Here is a 17,041-nt window from a genome sequence, read left to right on the forward strand (position 1 = left end):
TCTGCAAAGAGGGCCGAGTATTATTATAAAAACACTTATTTATACTTAGGATTGTAAAGCGTGCTTTCTGGCATTTGCACTTCCGGCTTTCCTTTATAACGGTAGCTGTACAATTTGTAACATCCACCCAGCAAAAATGCTGCAATACAAAACACCTGTACATAAAACAGGAAGCGGGATGAAGTTACCCAGTTACTCGTGATATCTTTTTGCTTTTCGTCGATGATCTCTTGAGCCATATTAGTCGGTTTTTACAGTTGCAAATGTAAGGGATGATGTGTTACAACCCTTCAGACAGCCTTTACAATTTCAGAAAAAATCTTCTTTTTTTGGATGAAATACTGCCATACAACTGATCCTTTGTATACGGTTTTTAAGCGGGGGTATGTGCCCGTAGCAGTCTGTTTTGGGCCAAATACCCAACCTGTAAAGGCAAAATGGGCTTTAATCACAGCGAAAAAATAAATTGATTTTCCACTGAGTAATTCTTTCCAGGCCGATACTGCATCTAACCCAACCCGCAGCGGAAGCTTCCACCACAGTTGAGACCAAGGCAGGTTTTTGCAGATCATCACCAGGTTATTACGGAAGTTGAGAAATACTTTTTGGCTGCTGCCGGTTGGCAAGGTGCCGCCACCAACATGATGCACGACCGATTGCGGGCAAACAAATACTTTGTATCCGCTCCGCTGCAAACGCCAGCACAGATCGATCTCTTCCTGGTGCGCAAAAAAGAATTCATCGAAACCTTTCATTGCATGAAATTGCTCAGCCCTGATGAACAGTGCTGCGCCACTTGCCCAGAATATTTCTACAGCATCGTTGTACTGTCCGGTATCTTTTTCCAACACATCAAACACACGGCCACGTGAAAACGGATAACCCAATGCATCAATCCATCCTCCACTTGCACCTGCATATTCAAATGTATCTTTCTGATGAAAAGAAAGAATTTTTGGCTGACAGGCAGCAATGCTTTTATCTGCTTCCATCAACTCAATAATTGGTTCGATCCATTTAGTAGTTACTTCCACATCACTGTTCAGCAACACATAATAATCGGCCTTTACCTGTTGCAGAAAAAAATTATAGCCTTTTGCAAATCCATAATTCTCGTTGCTTGTCAATATTTCAACCGAAGGAAATGTTTGTTGTACAAACTGTACCGAATCATCTGTTGATGCATTATCAGCAACAATCACCCGCAGATTTGTGTACGTTGATGCTAATACAGAAGGCAGAAACTGTTGCAGGAAATTTCTTCCATTCCAGTTAAGAATAACAACAGCAACAGACGGGAGGGTTTGCAAGTGTGGTAAATATTTTTTCAAAAATAGCGGTTGAGAGTGAAACCTTGTCTAAATTAGGGCATGCTTGGTCAATATTTTAACTGGCGAACATTACTGGCAATTATTGCCATTGGCATTGTAACCGGTACTATTTTTTATTCGAACTATCTGGCCGATAAAATTGCAGTTGATGAACGACTGAAAGTGGAGCAATGGGTGGAAGCCGGTAGGTTCCTGATCATGGCACCCATTGATGCTGATACAAAACTTCCTTCACTCATTCGTAACGAACAGAAATCGATCCCCATTATTGAAACAGATGAGAAGGACAGTATTGTGAGTTATATCAATATCGACAGTTCAAAAATTGCAAACGATCCCGGTTATCTCGCTTCAAAACTAAAAGAATTCAAAGGTCAGAATCAACCAATCATTCTTGAAATAAGTAAAGATCCGTTGCTCATCAATAAATATTATTTCGGTCATTCTGCATTGCTGCAACAGGTGCGTTACTATCCCATGGTGCAGTTGTTTATTGTAGCACTGTTCATCATCATTACTATTTTCTCTTTACAGATCAGAAACAAATCAACCCAAAACCAGGTGTGGGCAGGTATGGCCAAAGAAACGGCGCATCAACTTGGTACGCCTGTTTCATCGTTACAGGGTTGGGTGGAAATGTTGAAAGAAGAAAATGCACAATCGCAAATTGCAACTGAGATCGAAAAGGATGTACAGCGGTTACGACTCGTGAGTGATCGTTTTGGAAAGATCGGCAGTACGCCTCAATTAGAACCGAATAATGTGGTGCGGCAGGTAGAAGAAATGGTAGAATATATCCGCAAACGAGCAACGGGTAAAGTGCATCTTGAAGTGAAGAAGAATAAAGCGGATATGATTGCAGCTGTTTCTCCCCCACTCTTCGATTGGGTGATTGAAAACCTGTTGAAGAATGCATTGGATGCGATGGATGGCAAAGGAAATATTACGGTTGATATGCACGAAGAAGAGCGAACCATCATCATTGATGTAACAGATACGGGCAAAGGCATTGTATCGCAAAACATCAACCGTGTGTTTAAACCTGGCTTTACTACGAAGAAACGTGGCTGGGGTTTAGGTTTATCGCTCAGCAAACGTATTATTGAACAATACCACAAAGGACAACTGTACGTAAAACACTCAGAGCCGGGAAAAGGCACTACGTTCAGGATTGTGTTGAAGAAGTAAAAGAAAGCCGGTAGCCTGAACTCTGTACTCAATATTCACTCTTTACAACAAGCAGCCCTGCAAATAAATTTGATTGAATGGGAGCAGCATTTTACATTTGCACCCCCGAGCCCGGGTGTTGAAATTGGTAGACAAGCCACTTTGAGGTGGTGGTGTTCGAAAGGACGTGCTGGTTCGAATCCAGTCCCGGGCACAGGCAAAGCCCCGATCAAATGATCGGGGCTTTTGTATATGTAGAGTTTTATTTGTCAGTTGATCATAACCGAATACCCACGCTTGCTGTTACATAAAAACGATTGCGTCCATATTCACCGTTTGATGTAATGAGGTTTTGCGGCATTACATAAGATGGACTTAATACTGCATTGAACTTACCCCACACCAACACAAGCGGCATCGTGTATTCATAAGCAAGAATAGAAAACGTATTTACATTCCTTGTTTCTGTTACAGTTTGTGGCGGACCAACCGGCAAACCTCCCACCGTACTGTTTTGTTTTTTCTGATAGGTTTCGCTAAAACGTTGCGTACCACCATAAGCTGTTACGGTTGGGTTAATGGCAAAGGCTTTTGGCTCACCCTCCTTAAGTGGAATGATGAATAAATGATCAAGCCCTGCTGTTGCACCGATATCAGTGTTGTTACTGAATTTCAAATCGGCACCAAGATTTATATTGACAATTTTATTTTGAAGGGACGTATTAATTCCTGTCTGGTATTTTAATGCTGATTGCACAAGTACTGATTCTTCCTTATAAAGAAAACGTGACACAAACACATTACCTGAAAATTTTTCACTCTCCGGAAAACGATAACCAAGTTCTACACTGCCACCGGTATACTGAAATGGCAAAGCACTGTTTGCAATAAAAATAGCGGCGCCCTGTGCATACAACCCATTTTTCAATTGATAACTGATTATGGGTAACGTAGCACTGCTGCTCAAACTATCAGTACGTCCAAGAAAATGCACAAGCGATTGATGAGCGATGTTGGCTGTAAAAACAGGCTTTCTTGTATCAGCTTTTGTACTATCGCTCTGTGCAGAAAGAATCAACGGACTACACAGCACAAAAAACAAAAACAGTTGTTTATACTTTTTCATGGTTTTACGGTTTGATAAAGGTTTGAAGAAGAAAGTCCCGCCGTGGCGGGACTTTCTTTCCCAATCGTCAATACAAAATATTCACCTTACTGACGACCTGTTGAAACTGCTGAGTTACTGTTTACAGATACTTCAGCATTAGCATTTACTTTTGTTTTCTTTGCTTTCTTAACTGTTGCTTTTGCATTCGTCTTTGCATCGGCTGCTTTTGCTTCTGCTTTTTCTTTCATAGCATCAGCTTTTGCTTTAGCATCAGTTTTAACTTCTGCATTACCGTTGATCTCGCCATTGGCAGATGCGTTGTTTGAATTTACTTCACCGTTTGCGTTCGCATTTGTACTGCTGCTGATGTTTAAGCCGGGCTTCACATCATTCCGTAATTCTTTTTCTGTTGTACGGATACCTTGTGCTTCAGTAACTACCATTTCTTTTACTTCAGCAGAAATACCTTTGCCTTGCTCCGGCACATTTGTTTCTGATTTCAAACGTGCATCAACAGCTGTTTCATTTGTTACTTTGGCATTGCTGCTTTTTAATGTTGCATTTGCAGCAGCATTTGTTTTTGCTGATACATTTGCTGTTGTACGTGTAGCAACATTTGCTGTTGTTTGCACCACTTTACCTGTAGCATTTACCACTCTTGTTGTAGCCTGTGTTGTTTTACCAACTACATCTGCTACTTTACTTGTGCTTACGGTTGCTTTTGTAACTGCGCTTGTTGTGCTGTTTAAATTAAGGTTTACCTGTGCAAGGGCAGCATTTGCGAAAAGCATTACAACTGCTGCGGCTGATAACTGTTTCATCTTGTTCTTCATACTGTTTTGTTTTGATGATTGAATAAGTATAAAAGCTTTTTGAGCTTTTCAACGGATATACAGACAGAGGATATTTTCAGAGGTTTAAAACTGTTGATAAAGTTTTTTTCACATCAACACACACCTAAAATCATAAACTGTGCCAAGAGAAATTTTCTTTTACTTATCACAAACAATAACATGTAATTCGTATTCAAAATCAATACTTAAGGAATATCTGAAGAGGTTTAAAAAAGATAGATGCCGATACAAACTATCCGCTTACAAAAATATTTTCAGCGAAATAAAATCCATTAAAAAATCAATTGCGTACATAAAAGGTTTTTTTCGTTTATACACGCTTGCGAAGCTTTTATTATGCACATCAAAATGCATCACTTTTTTGTTGATCAACAAATGCAGAGGGAGTTTTTTTGTATTGAGGTTAACCTGTGCTCCTGCTTATGATCCCTGATTGCAGGTAAGGCCAACAATTTAAACTGATCAGACTATGATCAGGATCATCTTTTTCACCTATCCCTGTCAGTTACCCGAAAGCTCCGCCCGTTTATTTTCGTATATAAATAATTTCAAATGAAAAAAATCATCAGTTCCGGTTTTATTGCAAGCATTGTTTTGCTGGTGTTTGCCTACCTGTGTTTATTGGTGATGCCGATCCTTTTACCAAAGGTGGCAGAAGAATATTATAACCCCGCTTTTGTAAATGATGAATCACGCAACTTGCTTTATTATGTTCATCCCGTTGTGCTGGCCTTTGGGCTTGCCTGGTTCTGGAACAGGTTTAAATCATTATTAAAAGGTAATGCACTGATGCAGGGTATTGAAATGGCATTGATCTATGTTGTAATTGCTACCATTCCTTCATTATTGATCACATATAGTGCCATTAATGTTTCGTTACTCACTACGGGCACATGGCTATTGTATGGTTTTTTCCAAGCCTTGATCGCAGGAATTATTTTTTCAAGAATGCATGTTTAGATCGTTTAAGTATAGTTATTGACTTTCGTTTTCTCATGTTTAAGGTTTGACAAAAAAAGAAACCCCTCTGCAAGCAGAGGGGTTTTACACAACTAATAAAAATCAACGATTCTAAAAATTCACCTTACAACTATAAAACAAAGATGTCTCCATGCTAAAGCATAGAGCAAGTTATTAGTCTGGTTTTTTACCATCCAGAAATGTATTGATGGTATTGATCTGCGCCTGGTTATTTTCATCACTCTGTACTGTGTAATTGCTGTAGAAATTTTCTGCAGGCGAAATTGTATTGTACAGTTCTAAATTACGGCGGAGATATGCCGGCACAGTGTCAAACTCATTATTCGGATCGCTGCCATGGATGTTAAACGAGAGGTTTCTCAACTTCTGTAAACGATCGGCTGCTTTTTTCCGTTGCTCTTCTGCCTCATCCGTTACCGGAGGCTCTTCCGAAGAAGCAAGATGAACATTTTGATCGGCCCTAGACTCTTTCTCCGCCGTTGGTTGTTCTTTTTTCTCCACCAACTGCATGTCGAACGATTCTTCTTCGTCTTTGACAATGTGCAATTGTTGAACTGGAGCTTCAACCGGTTTTTCTTCGGCTTTTATTTCCGGAATGGATTCTTCTTCGTCTGTCTCTACATAAATCATCGTTGGCTTCTTCAGGAAAGCACTTGTAGGTTTTACTTCCTGAACTGGCTGTTTCATTACCACTTCTTCTTTCACTTCTGCAAGCGGAGCTGTTATTTCAGGTTGCATAGTTTGCACAGGAGCAATTGGCTCTAATACAAATTCGATCTTTTCTGTTTCAACAACAGGCGCAGCTGCTACTTCCACTTTTGCAACAGGCACTTCAGTTGATAAAACAGGTTGCAGGTTTACCTCATTCGTAACGGCAGGGGCAACATTTTCAACAGGAGCCGGAGCCGGAGCAGGTGCCGGAGTTGGCTTCGGCTCCTCCGCAAAAAGAGCGGGCTGACTGTATGCTTTTTTCTCTGGCTCGGCCAAAGTCATAACGATCTTTTCTGTTTTCGGTTTTACTTCTTCCACAACAGCAGGCTTTTTATCGAACGGATCTTTTGCTTCAAAACCTGTTGCAATTAATGTAATACCGATCTTATCGCCTAATGTACTATCATAACCCAAACCGAGGATCACATCGGTGTTTTCACCAGCCTGTGATAATAAATGGTTCTGGATAATTTCAACTTCATCCATGGTGAACTCGTGATCACCTTCGGCACTGTTGATATTAATCAATATCCATTTTGCACCTTTAATATCATTATCATTCAACAATGGCGAATTCAATGCTTCTTCAATAGCACGCTGCGCACGGTTATCACCATTTGCACTTGCATTACCAAGAATTGCTACACCACCATTTTTCATAACGGTACATACATCGGCAAAATCGACGTTGATCTGACCGGTACTGTTAATGACATCTGTGATACATTTTGCAGCAGTGGCCAATACATTATCTGCTTTTGAAAATGCTTCTTTCATTTTTAAATTACCAAACTGGTGACGCAACTTATCATTGCTGATCACAAGTAAGGTGTCAACATATTCTTTCAAACGGCCGATACCATCTTCCGCCTGTTGAATACGTTTCTTTCCCTCGTAACCAAATGGTGTAGTAACAATACCAACAGTAAGTATGCCGAGATCCTTACAAATTTTTGCAATGATGGGTGCACCACCTGTACCTGTTCCACCACCCATACCTGCAGTAATAAAAGCCATCTTGGTGTTTACTTCCAACATGGTTTTTAATTCTTCTAAACTTTCTTCAGTTGCCTGGCGTCCAATTTCAGGATTAGCACCGGCACCAAGGCCCTGCGTTAAATGCGGACCTAACTGCACTTTGTTCGGCACCATGCTTTGTGCAATAGCCTGTGCATCTGTATTACAAATAATAAAATTTACTCCTTCAATAACTTGAGCATGCATGTGATTTACTGCATTGCTACCACCGCCACCAACACCAATTACTTTGATGATGGATGACTTTTCCTTTGGCAGATCAAAATGTATCATAACTTTCCGGGTTTGCTGGGTTAGTAAGTTTTTTGTTGTGAATGGTGAATGGTCAATAGTGAATGAATACTCATTACTATTCACTCATCACTCATAGCTTCCTGTCTTCTTCTTCGTTAAACAAATCAATCAATCCATCTTTAATGCTGTCCATAAATCCTTTCAGGCTCTTGCGTTTTTTTACACGCACTACATGTGTTTCAGATTGTTCATCGTACACATTCACCACTTCTGCTACAGGTTCTTCTTTTACTTCTATTCCTTTCAGCTTGTTCTGTGTGTTCTCGAATACGTTGTAACCTTTCATGATCAAACCAATACAGGTTGAATACATTGGCTTGGCTAATTCATCAATATGACCGGGAGCTAAATGTTCGTTGGGGAAACCAATACGTGCATTCAATCCTGTTACATATTCTGTTAACTGAATGAGATGTTTCAATTGTGAACCACCACCAGTTAATACAATACCACCATTGAGCATGCGGTTATCTAAACCAACCTGCTTTAAATGATAGGTTACAAAATCCATGATCTCACTCATACGTGCCTGGATGATGTGTGCAAGATTTTTTACACTGATCTCCTTGGGCGCCATTCCACGAATACCCGGAATAGTGATGAACGCATTTGATTTTGCTTCATCAGCCAATGCGCTGCCAAACTGCACTTTCATTTGCTCTGCCTGTGTACGCAATACACCTAATCCCATTTTAATGTCGTTGGTAATGTTCTCACCGCCGAATGGAATAACTGCAGTATGTTTTAAAATACCTTCATAAAAAACTGCAAGATCAGTTGTACCACCACCAATATCAACAATGGCAACACCTGCTTCAAGATCATGCTCGCACATAACAGCAGCAGCAGATGCTAATGGTTGTAACACAAGATCTCTCACTTTCAAATTGCTCTTTTCAACACTTCGATTGATATTGCGTATTGCATTTTTATCGCCGGTGATGATGTGGAAGTTTGCTCCAACTTTCACGCCACTATAGCCGATCGGGTTCGGAATATTCTGAAAGTTATCCACGGTAAACTCCTGTGGTATCACATCAATGATCTGATCACCAGCTGGAATATAGGTTTTGTATTGATCGCCGATCAGCTGATCAATTTCACGTTGCGAAATTTCTTCTTCGTTTTGCTGACGAACAATATCGCCACGTGTTTGCAATGATTTAATGTGATGGCCTGCAATACCAACGTATACTTCGTTGATCTCCAGATTTGGGTTGCTTGCATAGCAATTTTGTAAAGCCTGTTCAATGGCTTTAATGGTTTGATCAATGTTTAACACCATGCCGTGTTGTACACCGCTGGAGTTTGCACGACCAAAGCCGAGAATTTCAAGTTTGCCGAATTCATTCTTACGTCCGGCAATAGCAGCGATCTTGGTTGTACCAATATCCAATCCCACGATGATGGGGTTGTTATTGACAGCCTGTGCGCTCATTGCTGTTCCGTTTGTGGGTGATTCCGTTGTCATAGTTGTATGTTGTTTTTTAGTTGTGTGAACTTTTTTGTTTTTATGGTTATCAACTGTTGTGCATGTTTGTTCATCGTTGCGTCGCACTCTTGTACGCTTTTCCTACATTCATCTTCAACCCACCCCTTTCATCATTTTCCTTAGTGCCATACTCTATAGCCCCTCCAAGGAGGGGATGAACACTCTCATTATTCATCACTCATTCTCTTTCTTCTTCATCACTGCTTTAGGTTGTTTTTTCACAGGTTGGCTCTTCGCTTCATTCAGTACACTTTCTTCTTCTGTCTTCGGCTTAGGTTTTTGCTCAGTTGGTTTTGGATTTTGCACTGTCTTCGTTACTTGCGATTTGTCTCCTTGTACCTTGTTGCCTGTTGCAGGGGTAGGGAGTTGGTTTTTCATCGCATTGCGATTTTGAGTTGTCTCTGGTTTCACAGTAGCGGACTTTAAAACGGGCTCTGTAGGTGTTGGTGCACTCTTATAGGCCCCGGAGGTAAGCAAACTGTTTGGTTCGTTGTTTATAATTGGTTTTTCAGTTGTTAATGTTGTATCGCTGTTAATATAACTTGTGTCAATAGCCCTGCTTACGTCATAATTATTCTGGTCAACCACAAAACTTTTAAACAGACTTACACTATCTCTTCTTACAGCTACCAGTTGTTTATCGTAACGCACATCCAATGCGCTGTAATAATTCCAACCGGTTTTATTCATGATGTTTTTGTAGAACAACAGCAAGCGGTTAAACTTCTGTTCCATCTTTTCTGCATTTCCAAACTGAATGAGATGATTGCCAAGCTTTGGCACTAATTCAAATTCATAGTTATTTATATTCACCTGGTCAACCTGCGCCATCCAGAAATCATTCTTCATTAAATAGTGACCCATTTCTTTCACCTGCTCCTGCAACAAACTATCTTTCTTTCTTGCTGCAGTTGTTTCATTCGGGAAAGAAGTAAATACAGGCACACGTGCCACCTGGTCGTTGGTGATCGGCAACTGCTCGCCCATATCATCAATATAAAATGATTGACCGTTTACCATAAACACTCTGGCCACGGGTTCACGTTCAGTAATATCAGCATGCAGTACATCATTATTATCAAAGAACAATTCAGCATTACGAATCCAGAGATTTCGTTCCAGTAATTCTTCCAGCTGTTGCAGATCAAATGTTTTAATTGGAGCTCCTTTCATCAGATCAGGACGACCACCGGAGATCGTATTCAGTATTTGCTTTTTACTTACATACTCCGTTCCATCTACACCTTTGATGGTTACAATAACATCTTTGCAACGTTTTCCATTTTTGTTACGAGCAGCAGCAACCAGCAGCACAATTGTTGCTGTACCTATCACTGTCCACATAACAGTGAGTACTAACTTCTTCCAGGAAAATTTCTTACTGCTCATTATAATTATGCTTCTATCTTCTTTTTTAACTCCTGTAACAGTGCATCAATATCTCCTGCACCCGCTGTTACGAACACCACATTGCTATCTACCTTACTCGTTACCTCATTCAACAACTCTTCTTTTGACAATATCTGCTTCTTCTCCAATTTCATCTTGTTTAAGATGAGTTCACTTGTTACTCCTTCAATCGGTAATTCACGTGCCGGGTAAATCGGCAACAGAATTACTTCGTCTGCCATGTCAAGACTTGCTGCAAAACCATCAGCTAAGTCTCTTGTTCTTGTAAACAGGTGTGGTTGAAATACCAACACCAGTTTCTTATCTGAAAACAAACTTCTTGCACCGGTGATCAACGCTCTCAACTCTTCGGGATGATGTGCATAATCGTCTACAAACACCACATCTCCTTCGCCCGGAGCAATCACATATTCAAATCTTCTTTTTACGCCTTTAAATGCTGTTACTGCATCTTCAATTTTTTCATCATCGATCTTCAATACATGGGCAACTGCAATGGCTGCTAATGCATTTTCTACATTGTGTAAACCACCAACATTCAATAACACGTCTTTCAATATCCAATCACCAAACACCACATCAAAGACATAACTGCCGTTTTGTACTTTTAGATTCACCGAGTGTACAGTTGCATTTGTATCATTGAGATGATAAGTGATGTGATTGTCTGCAACCAAATCACCGGTTCGTTTCAATCCATATTTGCTGATGAGCCATCCACCGGGTTTAATTTTCCTGGTGAACTCGATGAACGCTTCTTCCATTGCTTCAGCCGTTCCGTAGATATCTAAATGATCAGCATCCATTGCCGTGATCACTGCTATATCCGGGCTCAGCTTATGAAATGAACGATCATACTCATCTGCTTCCACCACACACACATTGTTATCGCTTGCCCAGAAGTTACTGTTGTAATTAACAGCAATACCGCCGAGAAAAGCATTACAACCAAAACCACTGTGACGTAACAAATGCCCCGTCATTGTACTGATGGTTGTTTTACCATGCGTACCTGCTACACATATATTCAAAGAACTTTGCGTAATGATCTGCAGCACATCACTCCTCTTTACTACACTGTACCCATTCTGCAGATAATACTGGTACTCTTTATGCTCCTTTGGAATAGCGGGTGTGTAAACCACCAACTGCACATCCTTGGGAATACGTTCTACATCTTCATTATAATAAATACTGATTCCTTCTGCTTCCAGTTGCGATGTAAGTGCTGTAACCGTTTTATCATAACCACTCACCTTCACTCCATTCTCATGAAAGAACCTTGCGATTGCACTCATGCCAATGCCACCAATTCCTACGAAGTACACTGCCTTTATATCGTTCAACTGAATCATTTCTTTATCAACTTCAATACTTCTGTTGCAATTACTGTATCGGCATCAGACACGCCCAGTTTTGCAATATGTTGTTTCAATTCGTTTTGTTTCGCTTCATCTTTTGCCAAGGCAATGATGCTGCTTACTAATTTCTCTTTTGCTTCATTATCCTTCACCATTAATCCCGCATGCTTCTCAACCAAATGTTTTGCATTCACTGTTTGGTGATCTTCTGCTGCATGTGGATAAGGAACAAACACAGCCGGCTTTGCAACCAAACAGATCTCGGCAATTGCCATAGCGCCAGCTCTTGAGATCACCACATCGGCCGCAGAGTAAGCGTGTTCCATCTGACTGATAAACTCATTCACCCACACATTGAATTTTCCTTCTGCTCGTGTCTTTGCTTTTTCCGCATATATTTTTCCTGTTTGCCAAATGAGTTGCAGGTTATTCTTTTCAAACTCCTCAAGTCCTGCATCAATGGCTTCGTTAATACTCTTTGCACCCAAACTGCCACCAACAACCAGCACCGTTTTCTTTGTTGTTTCTAAACCAAAGTATTTCAAACCTTCTTCTTTCGTTATAGAAGAAAGTGAAATGGAAGCTCGAACAGGGTTTCCGGTGATCATGATCTTTTGCGCCGGGAAAAACTTCTCCATACCATCGCTTGCTACAAATACTTTCGTTGCCTTCTTTCCCAACATCATATTTGCTTTTCCTGCAAACGAATTGCTTTCATGAATAAAGGATGCAATGCCTTTACTCTGTGCAAAACGCAAAACCGGAAAGCTGGAATAACCGCCTACTCCTATCACTGCGTCTGGTTTAAATTGGTTGATGATCGTCCGCACCTGTACAAAGCTTCTTAGCAACTTAAACGGCAAGCCGATGTTTTTTATCAAAGAACTTCTGTTAAAACCTATAATGTCTATCCCTTTTATTTCATACCCTGCCTGCGGCACTTTTTCCATTTCCATCCTACCCTTTGCTCCCACAAATAATATCTCTGCATCAGGTTGTTGTTTCTTAATGGCATTTGCAATTGCAATTGCCGGAAAAATATGACCACCGGTTCCACCTCCTGCAAGTATAATCTTTACACTCATGCCAATTCTTCTTTAACGTTCTCAGCCTTTCCTTCTGCATCTTCTACATTTCTCGCAACACTTAAAATGATGCCGATTGATAAACAGGTAAACAAAAAGCTACTACCACCCATACTCACCAATGGAAGAGTTACACCCGTTACAGGGAACAATCCTACATTCACCGCCATGTTTGTCATGGCCTGTATCACCAGTGTAAAACTCAAAGCCAATGCAAGAAATGCACCGAATGCATATGGACATTTCCTGAATAACCGAATACTCCTGAACAAAAACACCATGTAGATAAAAACGATGAATGCTGCACCAATGATTCCATACTCTTCAATGATGATAGCATAGATATAATCGGAATATGGATGTGGTAAAAAATTACGTTGCTCACTGTTGCCGGGACCTAATCCAAACAACCCACCTTTTGCCACAGCGATCTTTGCCTGTTGTACCTGGTAAGGTGCTTCACCTTTTGCTGCATACATAAAATCCTGCACACGCTTGATCCATGTTGGCACACGACCTGCTGATAAAACTGCAGGTAACTCTTTCATCTTTCCTTCTTCTTTATCGTAGTATGCTCCTGCAATTGCAATCAGTATGATCACAGGAATTGCAACAGTTGCTGCAACCAATGCAATATGTTTAAAACTTACTCGACCGATGAACAACAACAACATGCTTGTTGCACCGGTGAGTAATGCTGTTGAAAGATTTGCTGGGGCAATTAATCCGCAGATGACCACGATAGGTATCATCATTGGAATAAATCCTTTTTTGAAATCTTTGATGACATGCTGCTTCTTTGATAACAATCTCGAGAGGTACATGAACAAGGCCAGTTTGGCAATATCGGATGTTTGTACTGTGAGATTGATGATCGGCAACTTGATCCAACGACTTCCGTCGTTGATCTTTGTACCAAAGAACAATGTATAAATAAGTAACACGATGGAGATGTAAAACAACATCTTCGCTACTCTTGAATAAATAGTATAGTTTACCCTATGCGCAAAGTAAACAATGATAATACCCAACGAAATAAATGCGATCTGTTTAAAGAGATAAACGTAGGTATTGCCTTTGTATAATTTATAGGCTAATGAGTTGGTGGCGCTGTACACTACCAATAAACTCACCAGCGACAATACAACCACGATTGCCCAGATCACTTTATCGCCACGGGTTTTATCCCGCAGCCCTGCTGTTGAAAATTTAGATGATATGTTTGCGATTTGACTCATTGCTTTTTTATGCTTCTATTGGTCTGACGGCCTGAGGGCCGTACCGACCAGCGTTACAGATCTCTTACTGCCTGCTTAAACTGATTTCCTCTGTCTTCATAATTTTTAAACAGATCGAAACTGGCACAAGCCGGGCTTAGCAATACAGCATCACCTTTTTCTGCAAAATGGTAGGCTGCTCTCACTGCATCCTCCGCACTGGTGGTATTCACGATCAATGAAACTGTGTCGCCAAAGGCTTCATGAATTTTACGATTGTCTAAACCAAGGCAAACAATGGCTTTTACCTTTTCCTTTACCAGTTCCTTTAATACTTCGTAATCATTTCCTTTATCAACACCACCAAGAATTAAAATGGTAGGATGCGTCATACTCTCCAGTGCATACCAGGTAGAATTGATGTTGGTAGCTTTACTGTCGTTGATGTATTCAACTCCTTTTACCATTGCCACCATCTCCATTCTGTGCTCAAGACTTTCGAATGTGGTAACGGCCTCCCTGATCTTTTCTTTGCGTATACCTAAAGTAGACGCTGCAATACCTGCTGCCATGGTGTTGTACTGGTTGTGTTTACCCTTGATCTTAAAATCATCTACGCTCATTGTTACTTTATCGTCGTTCACTGCAATCGTCATGGTGCCGTCTTTGATGAAAGCGCCTTTTTGTGGTTCCTGTTTCATGGTGAATGGTAATGGGGTTGATTGGAGAGTAAGTTTTTTTAAATACTTTGCTGTAACCGGATCATCGGCACAGTAAATGAAAAAATCGTCTTTCGTTTGGTTATTGGTGATCTTAAATTTTGCATTGATGTAATTCTCAAACCTGTATTCGTATCTGTCTAAATGATCTTCAGTGATATTCGTAAGCACAGCGATCTCGGCTTTGAATTCCTTAATATCATCTAACTGAAAACTGCTGAGTTCAGCGATATAAACTTCTTTTGGATCGATAGCAACCTGTTTTGCAATACTGATACCGATATTACCAACCAATGCACAATCAACACCTGCATGTTTGCAGATATGATAGGTTAAAGAAGTTGTGGTTGTTTTACCATTACTTCCGGTAATAGCAACGATCTTGCTGTTTCCTTTAAAACGATACGCCAGTTCTACTTCACTGATCACCGGGATACCTTGCTTACGTATCTTCTTCATCATCTCACTCTTCTCAGGAATACCGGGACTCTTTACAATTTCATCCGCACTCAGAATTTTTTCTTCGCTGTGCACACTCTCTTCAAATTCGATTCCGTATTCTTTCAACTCTTCTTTGTAAATATTTTTGATAGGTCCTGCATCGCTCACAAATACATCATACCCCTGCTTCTTCGCAAGAATAGCAGCGCCTGCTCCACTTTCGCCGCCACCAAGTATGTAACATTTGTGTGCCATGTTCATTTCAAGTTTCCAGTTTCCTGATAAATGTTACCGGTAACTGGATACCGGTAACATTTTCTTTTTTGGTTTTTCGACTTTTCTTATTTCAACAATGAAATAAAAAAGGCTCTTCACAAGTATGGGTTAGTACAGGATCTCAGAGGTGCTACATAGATGGTTCTCTTCTAAGTCTTACATAGGATTGGTGGGTAAGGATTTAAAACCAGGGGTGGTTTTTCAATAACCTCTTTAACGGATTTTGAGTGTCACAATCGCCAGCACCACACAGAGGATCGTAACGATCCAAAAGCGGGTGACGATCTTACTCTCATGAAATCCTTTCTTTTGATAATGATGATGCAGCGGACTCATTAAGAATATCCTCCTGCCTTCACCATATTTTCGCTTTGTGTATTTGAAGTAGCCAACCTGCAGCACCACACTCAGGTTCTCTACTAAAAACACTCCGCAGAAAATGGGTATCAATAATTCTTTTCTTACTAAAAATGCCAATGATGCAATTACACCACCTAACATTAAACTACCGGTATCGCCCATGAACACCTGTGCAGGATGAGAGTTGTACCAAAGAAAACCGATACAAGCACCTACCATTGCAGCAATGAAAATGGATAACTCACCAATGCCGGGTATATATAAAATATTCAGGTAATCTGCTAAGCGAATGTTACCACTTGCATAAGCGAATATGCCAAGACATATACCAATCAACGCAGATACACCTGTTGCCAATCCATCAATACCATCGGTGATGTTTGCACCGTTTGATACAGCTGTTACAATGAAGATCACGATCAGCACATACAATAACCATGTTGCTCCACGTATAGCTTTGGGTAACAGTTTTGAATAATTGAACTCATGATTTTTTACAAATGGAATAGTTGTTACCGGTTCGTTTGCTTTGATCATTGTTCTTTCCCTTCCATCCAGCTTCACCACTTTTACATCTGCACCTGCAGGCAATTCTGTTCCAGTAAACTCACGGTATGCACTAACAGAATCATTAAACATTAATGTAGTTGCAACAGCTACACCCAATACAACCTGTCCTAATACTTTGAACCAACCTGCCAATCCATCTTTATCTCCTTTCTTATAATTAACACCTTGCTCCTGTGCCAAACGTTTTGCTCGGAGTTTTAGGTAATCATCAATAAAACCGATCATGCCCATCCATACTGTTGCGAACAACATGAGCAGGATGTATACTTTGCTTACATCGGCCAGCAACAACGTAGGAACTACAATGGCAAGAATGATGATGAGACCACCCATTGTTGGTGTTCCTTTCTTTTGTTGTTCACCTGCCAAGCCAAGATCTCGAACGGTTTCACCAACCTGGCGCTTGCGCAGGTAGTTGATGAGTTTTTTTCCGAACACAGTTGAAATGATCAGTGATAACAATACAGCCAGCATCACCCTGCTGGTGATAAACTGAAACAGATTGTCGCCCGGGAATTTGATCCCGATACTGTTCAACCAATCAAATAAGTTCTTTAACATGTGTTTCTATTTATTGTGAATGGTCAGTGGTGAATGCTGAAGACTTACTCATCACTGATTACTCA

The 17,041-nt window shown here is 40.5% G+C and carries 14 protein-coding genes and 1 tRNA gene; 3 read left to right on the plus strand and 12 right to left on the minus strand.

The features are described 5' to 3' along the window. Positions 1 to 35: 35 nt before the first annotated feature. Together H4075_RS16790 and H4075_RS16795 are read right to left on the minus strand one after the other, a co-directional pair. Positions 36 to 239 (minus strand): hypothetical protein, encoded by a 204-nt coding sequence (locus tag H4075_RS16790; protein ID WP_182801983.1) that lies wholly within the window; start codon positions 237 to 239, stop codon positions 36 to 38. Between the two features lie 51 nt (positions 240 to 290). Further along, positions 291 to 1,331 (minus strand): glycosyltransferase family 2 protein, encoded by a 1,041-nt coding sequence (locus tag H4075_RS16795; protein ID WP_255460214.1) that lies wholly within the window; start codon positions 1,329 to 1,331, stop codon positions 291 to 293. A gap of 39 nt (positions 1,332 to 1,370) precedes the next feature. On the opposite strand from H4075_RS16795, the gene H4075_RS16800 reads away from it, so the two are divergent. Continuing rightward, on the plus strand, positions 1,371 to 2,519 hold the full coding sequence (locus H4075_RS16800) for a sensor histidine kinase (RefSeq protein WP_182801984.1): 1,149 nt from the start codon (positions 1,371 to 1,373) through the stop codon (positions 2,517 to 2,519). A gap of 109 nt (positions 2,520 to 2,628) precedes the next feature. Further along, a tRNA-Leu gene (locus H4075_RS16805) sits at positions 2,629 to 2,712 on the plus strand. Positions 2,713 to 2,775: 63 nt separating this feature from the next. Here H4075_RS16805 and H4075_RS16810 read toward each other — a convergent pair. Then, positions 2,776 to 3,624 carry a hypothetical protein gene (locus H4075_RS16810; RefSeq protein WP_182801985.1) on the minus strand — a complete coding sequence of 283 codons (849 nt, stop codon included), beginning with the start codon at positions 3,622 to 3,624 and terminating at the stop codon, positions 2,776 to 2,778. An 86-nt stretch (positions 3,625 to 3,710) separates the two neighbouring features. Then, a complete protein-coding gene (locus H4075_RS16815) occupies positions 3,711 to 4,439 on the minus strand; it encodes a hypothetical protein (RefSeq protein WP_182801986.1) in 729 nt (242 codons plus the stop codon). 573 nt (positions 4,440 to 5,012) lie between these two features. Between H4075_RS16815 and H4075_RS16820 the strand changes: the two genes are divergently transcribed. Continuing rightward, entirely contained in the window at positions 5,013 to 5,420 is a 408-nt protein-coding gene (locus H4075_RS16820; protein ID WP_182801987.1) for a hypothetical protein, read from the plus strand. Positions 5,421 to 5,594: 174 nt separating this feature from the next. Here H4075_RS16820 and ftsZ read toward each other — a convergent pair whose 3' ends face one another. The 8 genes from ftsZ to mraY form a co-directional block, all read right to left on the minus strand. Next, the gene (ftsZ, locus tag H4075_RS16825) at positions 5,595 to 7,463 is read right to left on the minus strand and encodes a cell division protein FtsZ (protein WP_182801988.1); all 1,869 of its coding nucleotides are present in this window, start codon (positions 7,461 to 7,463) and stop codon (positions 5,595 to 5,597) included. Positions 7,464 to 7,554: 91 nt separating this feature from the next. Then, positions 7,555 to 8,955, minus strand: coding sequence for a cell division protein FtsA (gene ftsA / locus H4075_RS16830; protein ID WP_255460215.1), 1,401 nt, complete (start codon positions 8,953 to 8,955; stop codon positions 7,555 to 7,557). 195 nt (positions 8,956 to 9,150) lie between these two features. Continuing rightward, on the minus strand, positions 9,151 to 10,365 hold the full coding sequence (locus H4075_RS16835; RefSeq protein WP_182801989.1) for a cell division protein FtsQ/DivIB: 1,215 nt from the start codon (positions 10,363 to 10,365) through the stop codon (positions 9,151 to 9,153). Between the two features lie 5 nt (positions 10,366 to 10,370). Further along, a complete protein-coding gene (gene murC, locus H4075_RS16840) occupies positions 10,371 to 11,741 on the minus strand; it encodes a UDP-N-acetylmuramate--L-alanine ligase (protein WP_182801990.1) in 1,371 nt (456 codons plus the stop codon). Next, positions 11,738 to 12,832, minus strand: a complete 1,095-nt coding sequence (gene murG, locus H4075_RS16845; RefSeq protein ID WP_182801991.1) for an undecaprenyldiphospho-muramoylpentapeptide beta-N-acetylglucosaminyltransferase — start codon at positions 12,830 to 12,832, stop codon at positions 11,738 to 11,740. Before murG ends, murC begins: the two co-directional genes overlap by 4 nt. Then, a complete protein-coding gene (locus H4075_RS16850; protein WP_182801992.1) occupies positions 12,829 to 14,070 on the minus strand; it encodes an FtsW/RodA/SpoVE family cell cycle protein in 1,242 nt (413 codons plus the stop codon). The genes murG and H4075_RS16850 overlap by 4 nt, the downstream gene beginning before the upstream one ends. A gap of 53 nt (positions 14,071 to 14,123) precedes the next feature. After that, entirely contained in the window at positions 14,124 to 15,464 is a 1,341-nt protein-coding gene (gene murD / locus H4075_RS16855; RefSeq protein WP_182801993.1) for a UDP-N-acetylmuramoyl-L-alanine--D-glutamate ligase, read from the minus strand. 234 nt (positions 15,465 to 15,698) lie between these two features. Beyond that, positions 15,699 to 16,976 carry a phospho-N-acetylmuramoyl-pentapeptide-transferase gene (gene mraY / locus H4075_RS16860; RefSeq protein ID WP_182801994.1) on the minus strand — a complete coding sequence of 426 codons (1,278 nt, stop codon included), beginning with the start codon at positions 16,974 to 16,976 and terminating at the stop codon, positions 15,699 to 15,701. Positions 16,977 to 17,041 lie beyond the last annotated feature (65 nt).

This window comes from Lacibacter sediminis (assembly GCF_014168535.1).
GTDB lineage: Bacteria > Bacteroidota > Bacteroidia > Chitinophagales > Chitinophagaceae > Lacibacter > Lacibacter sediminis.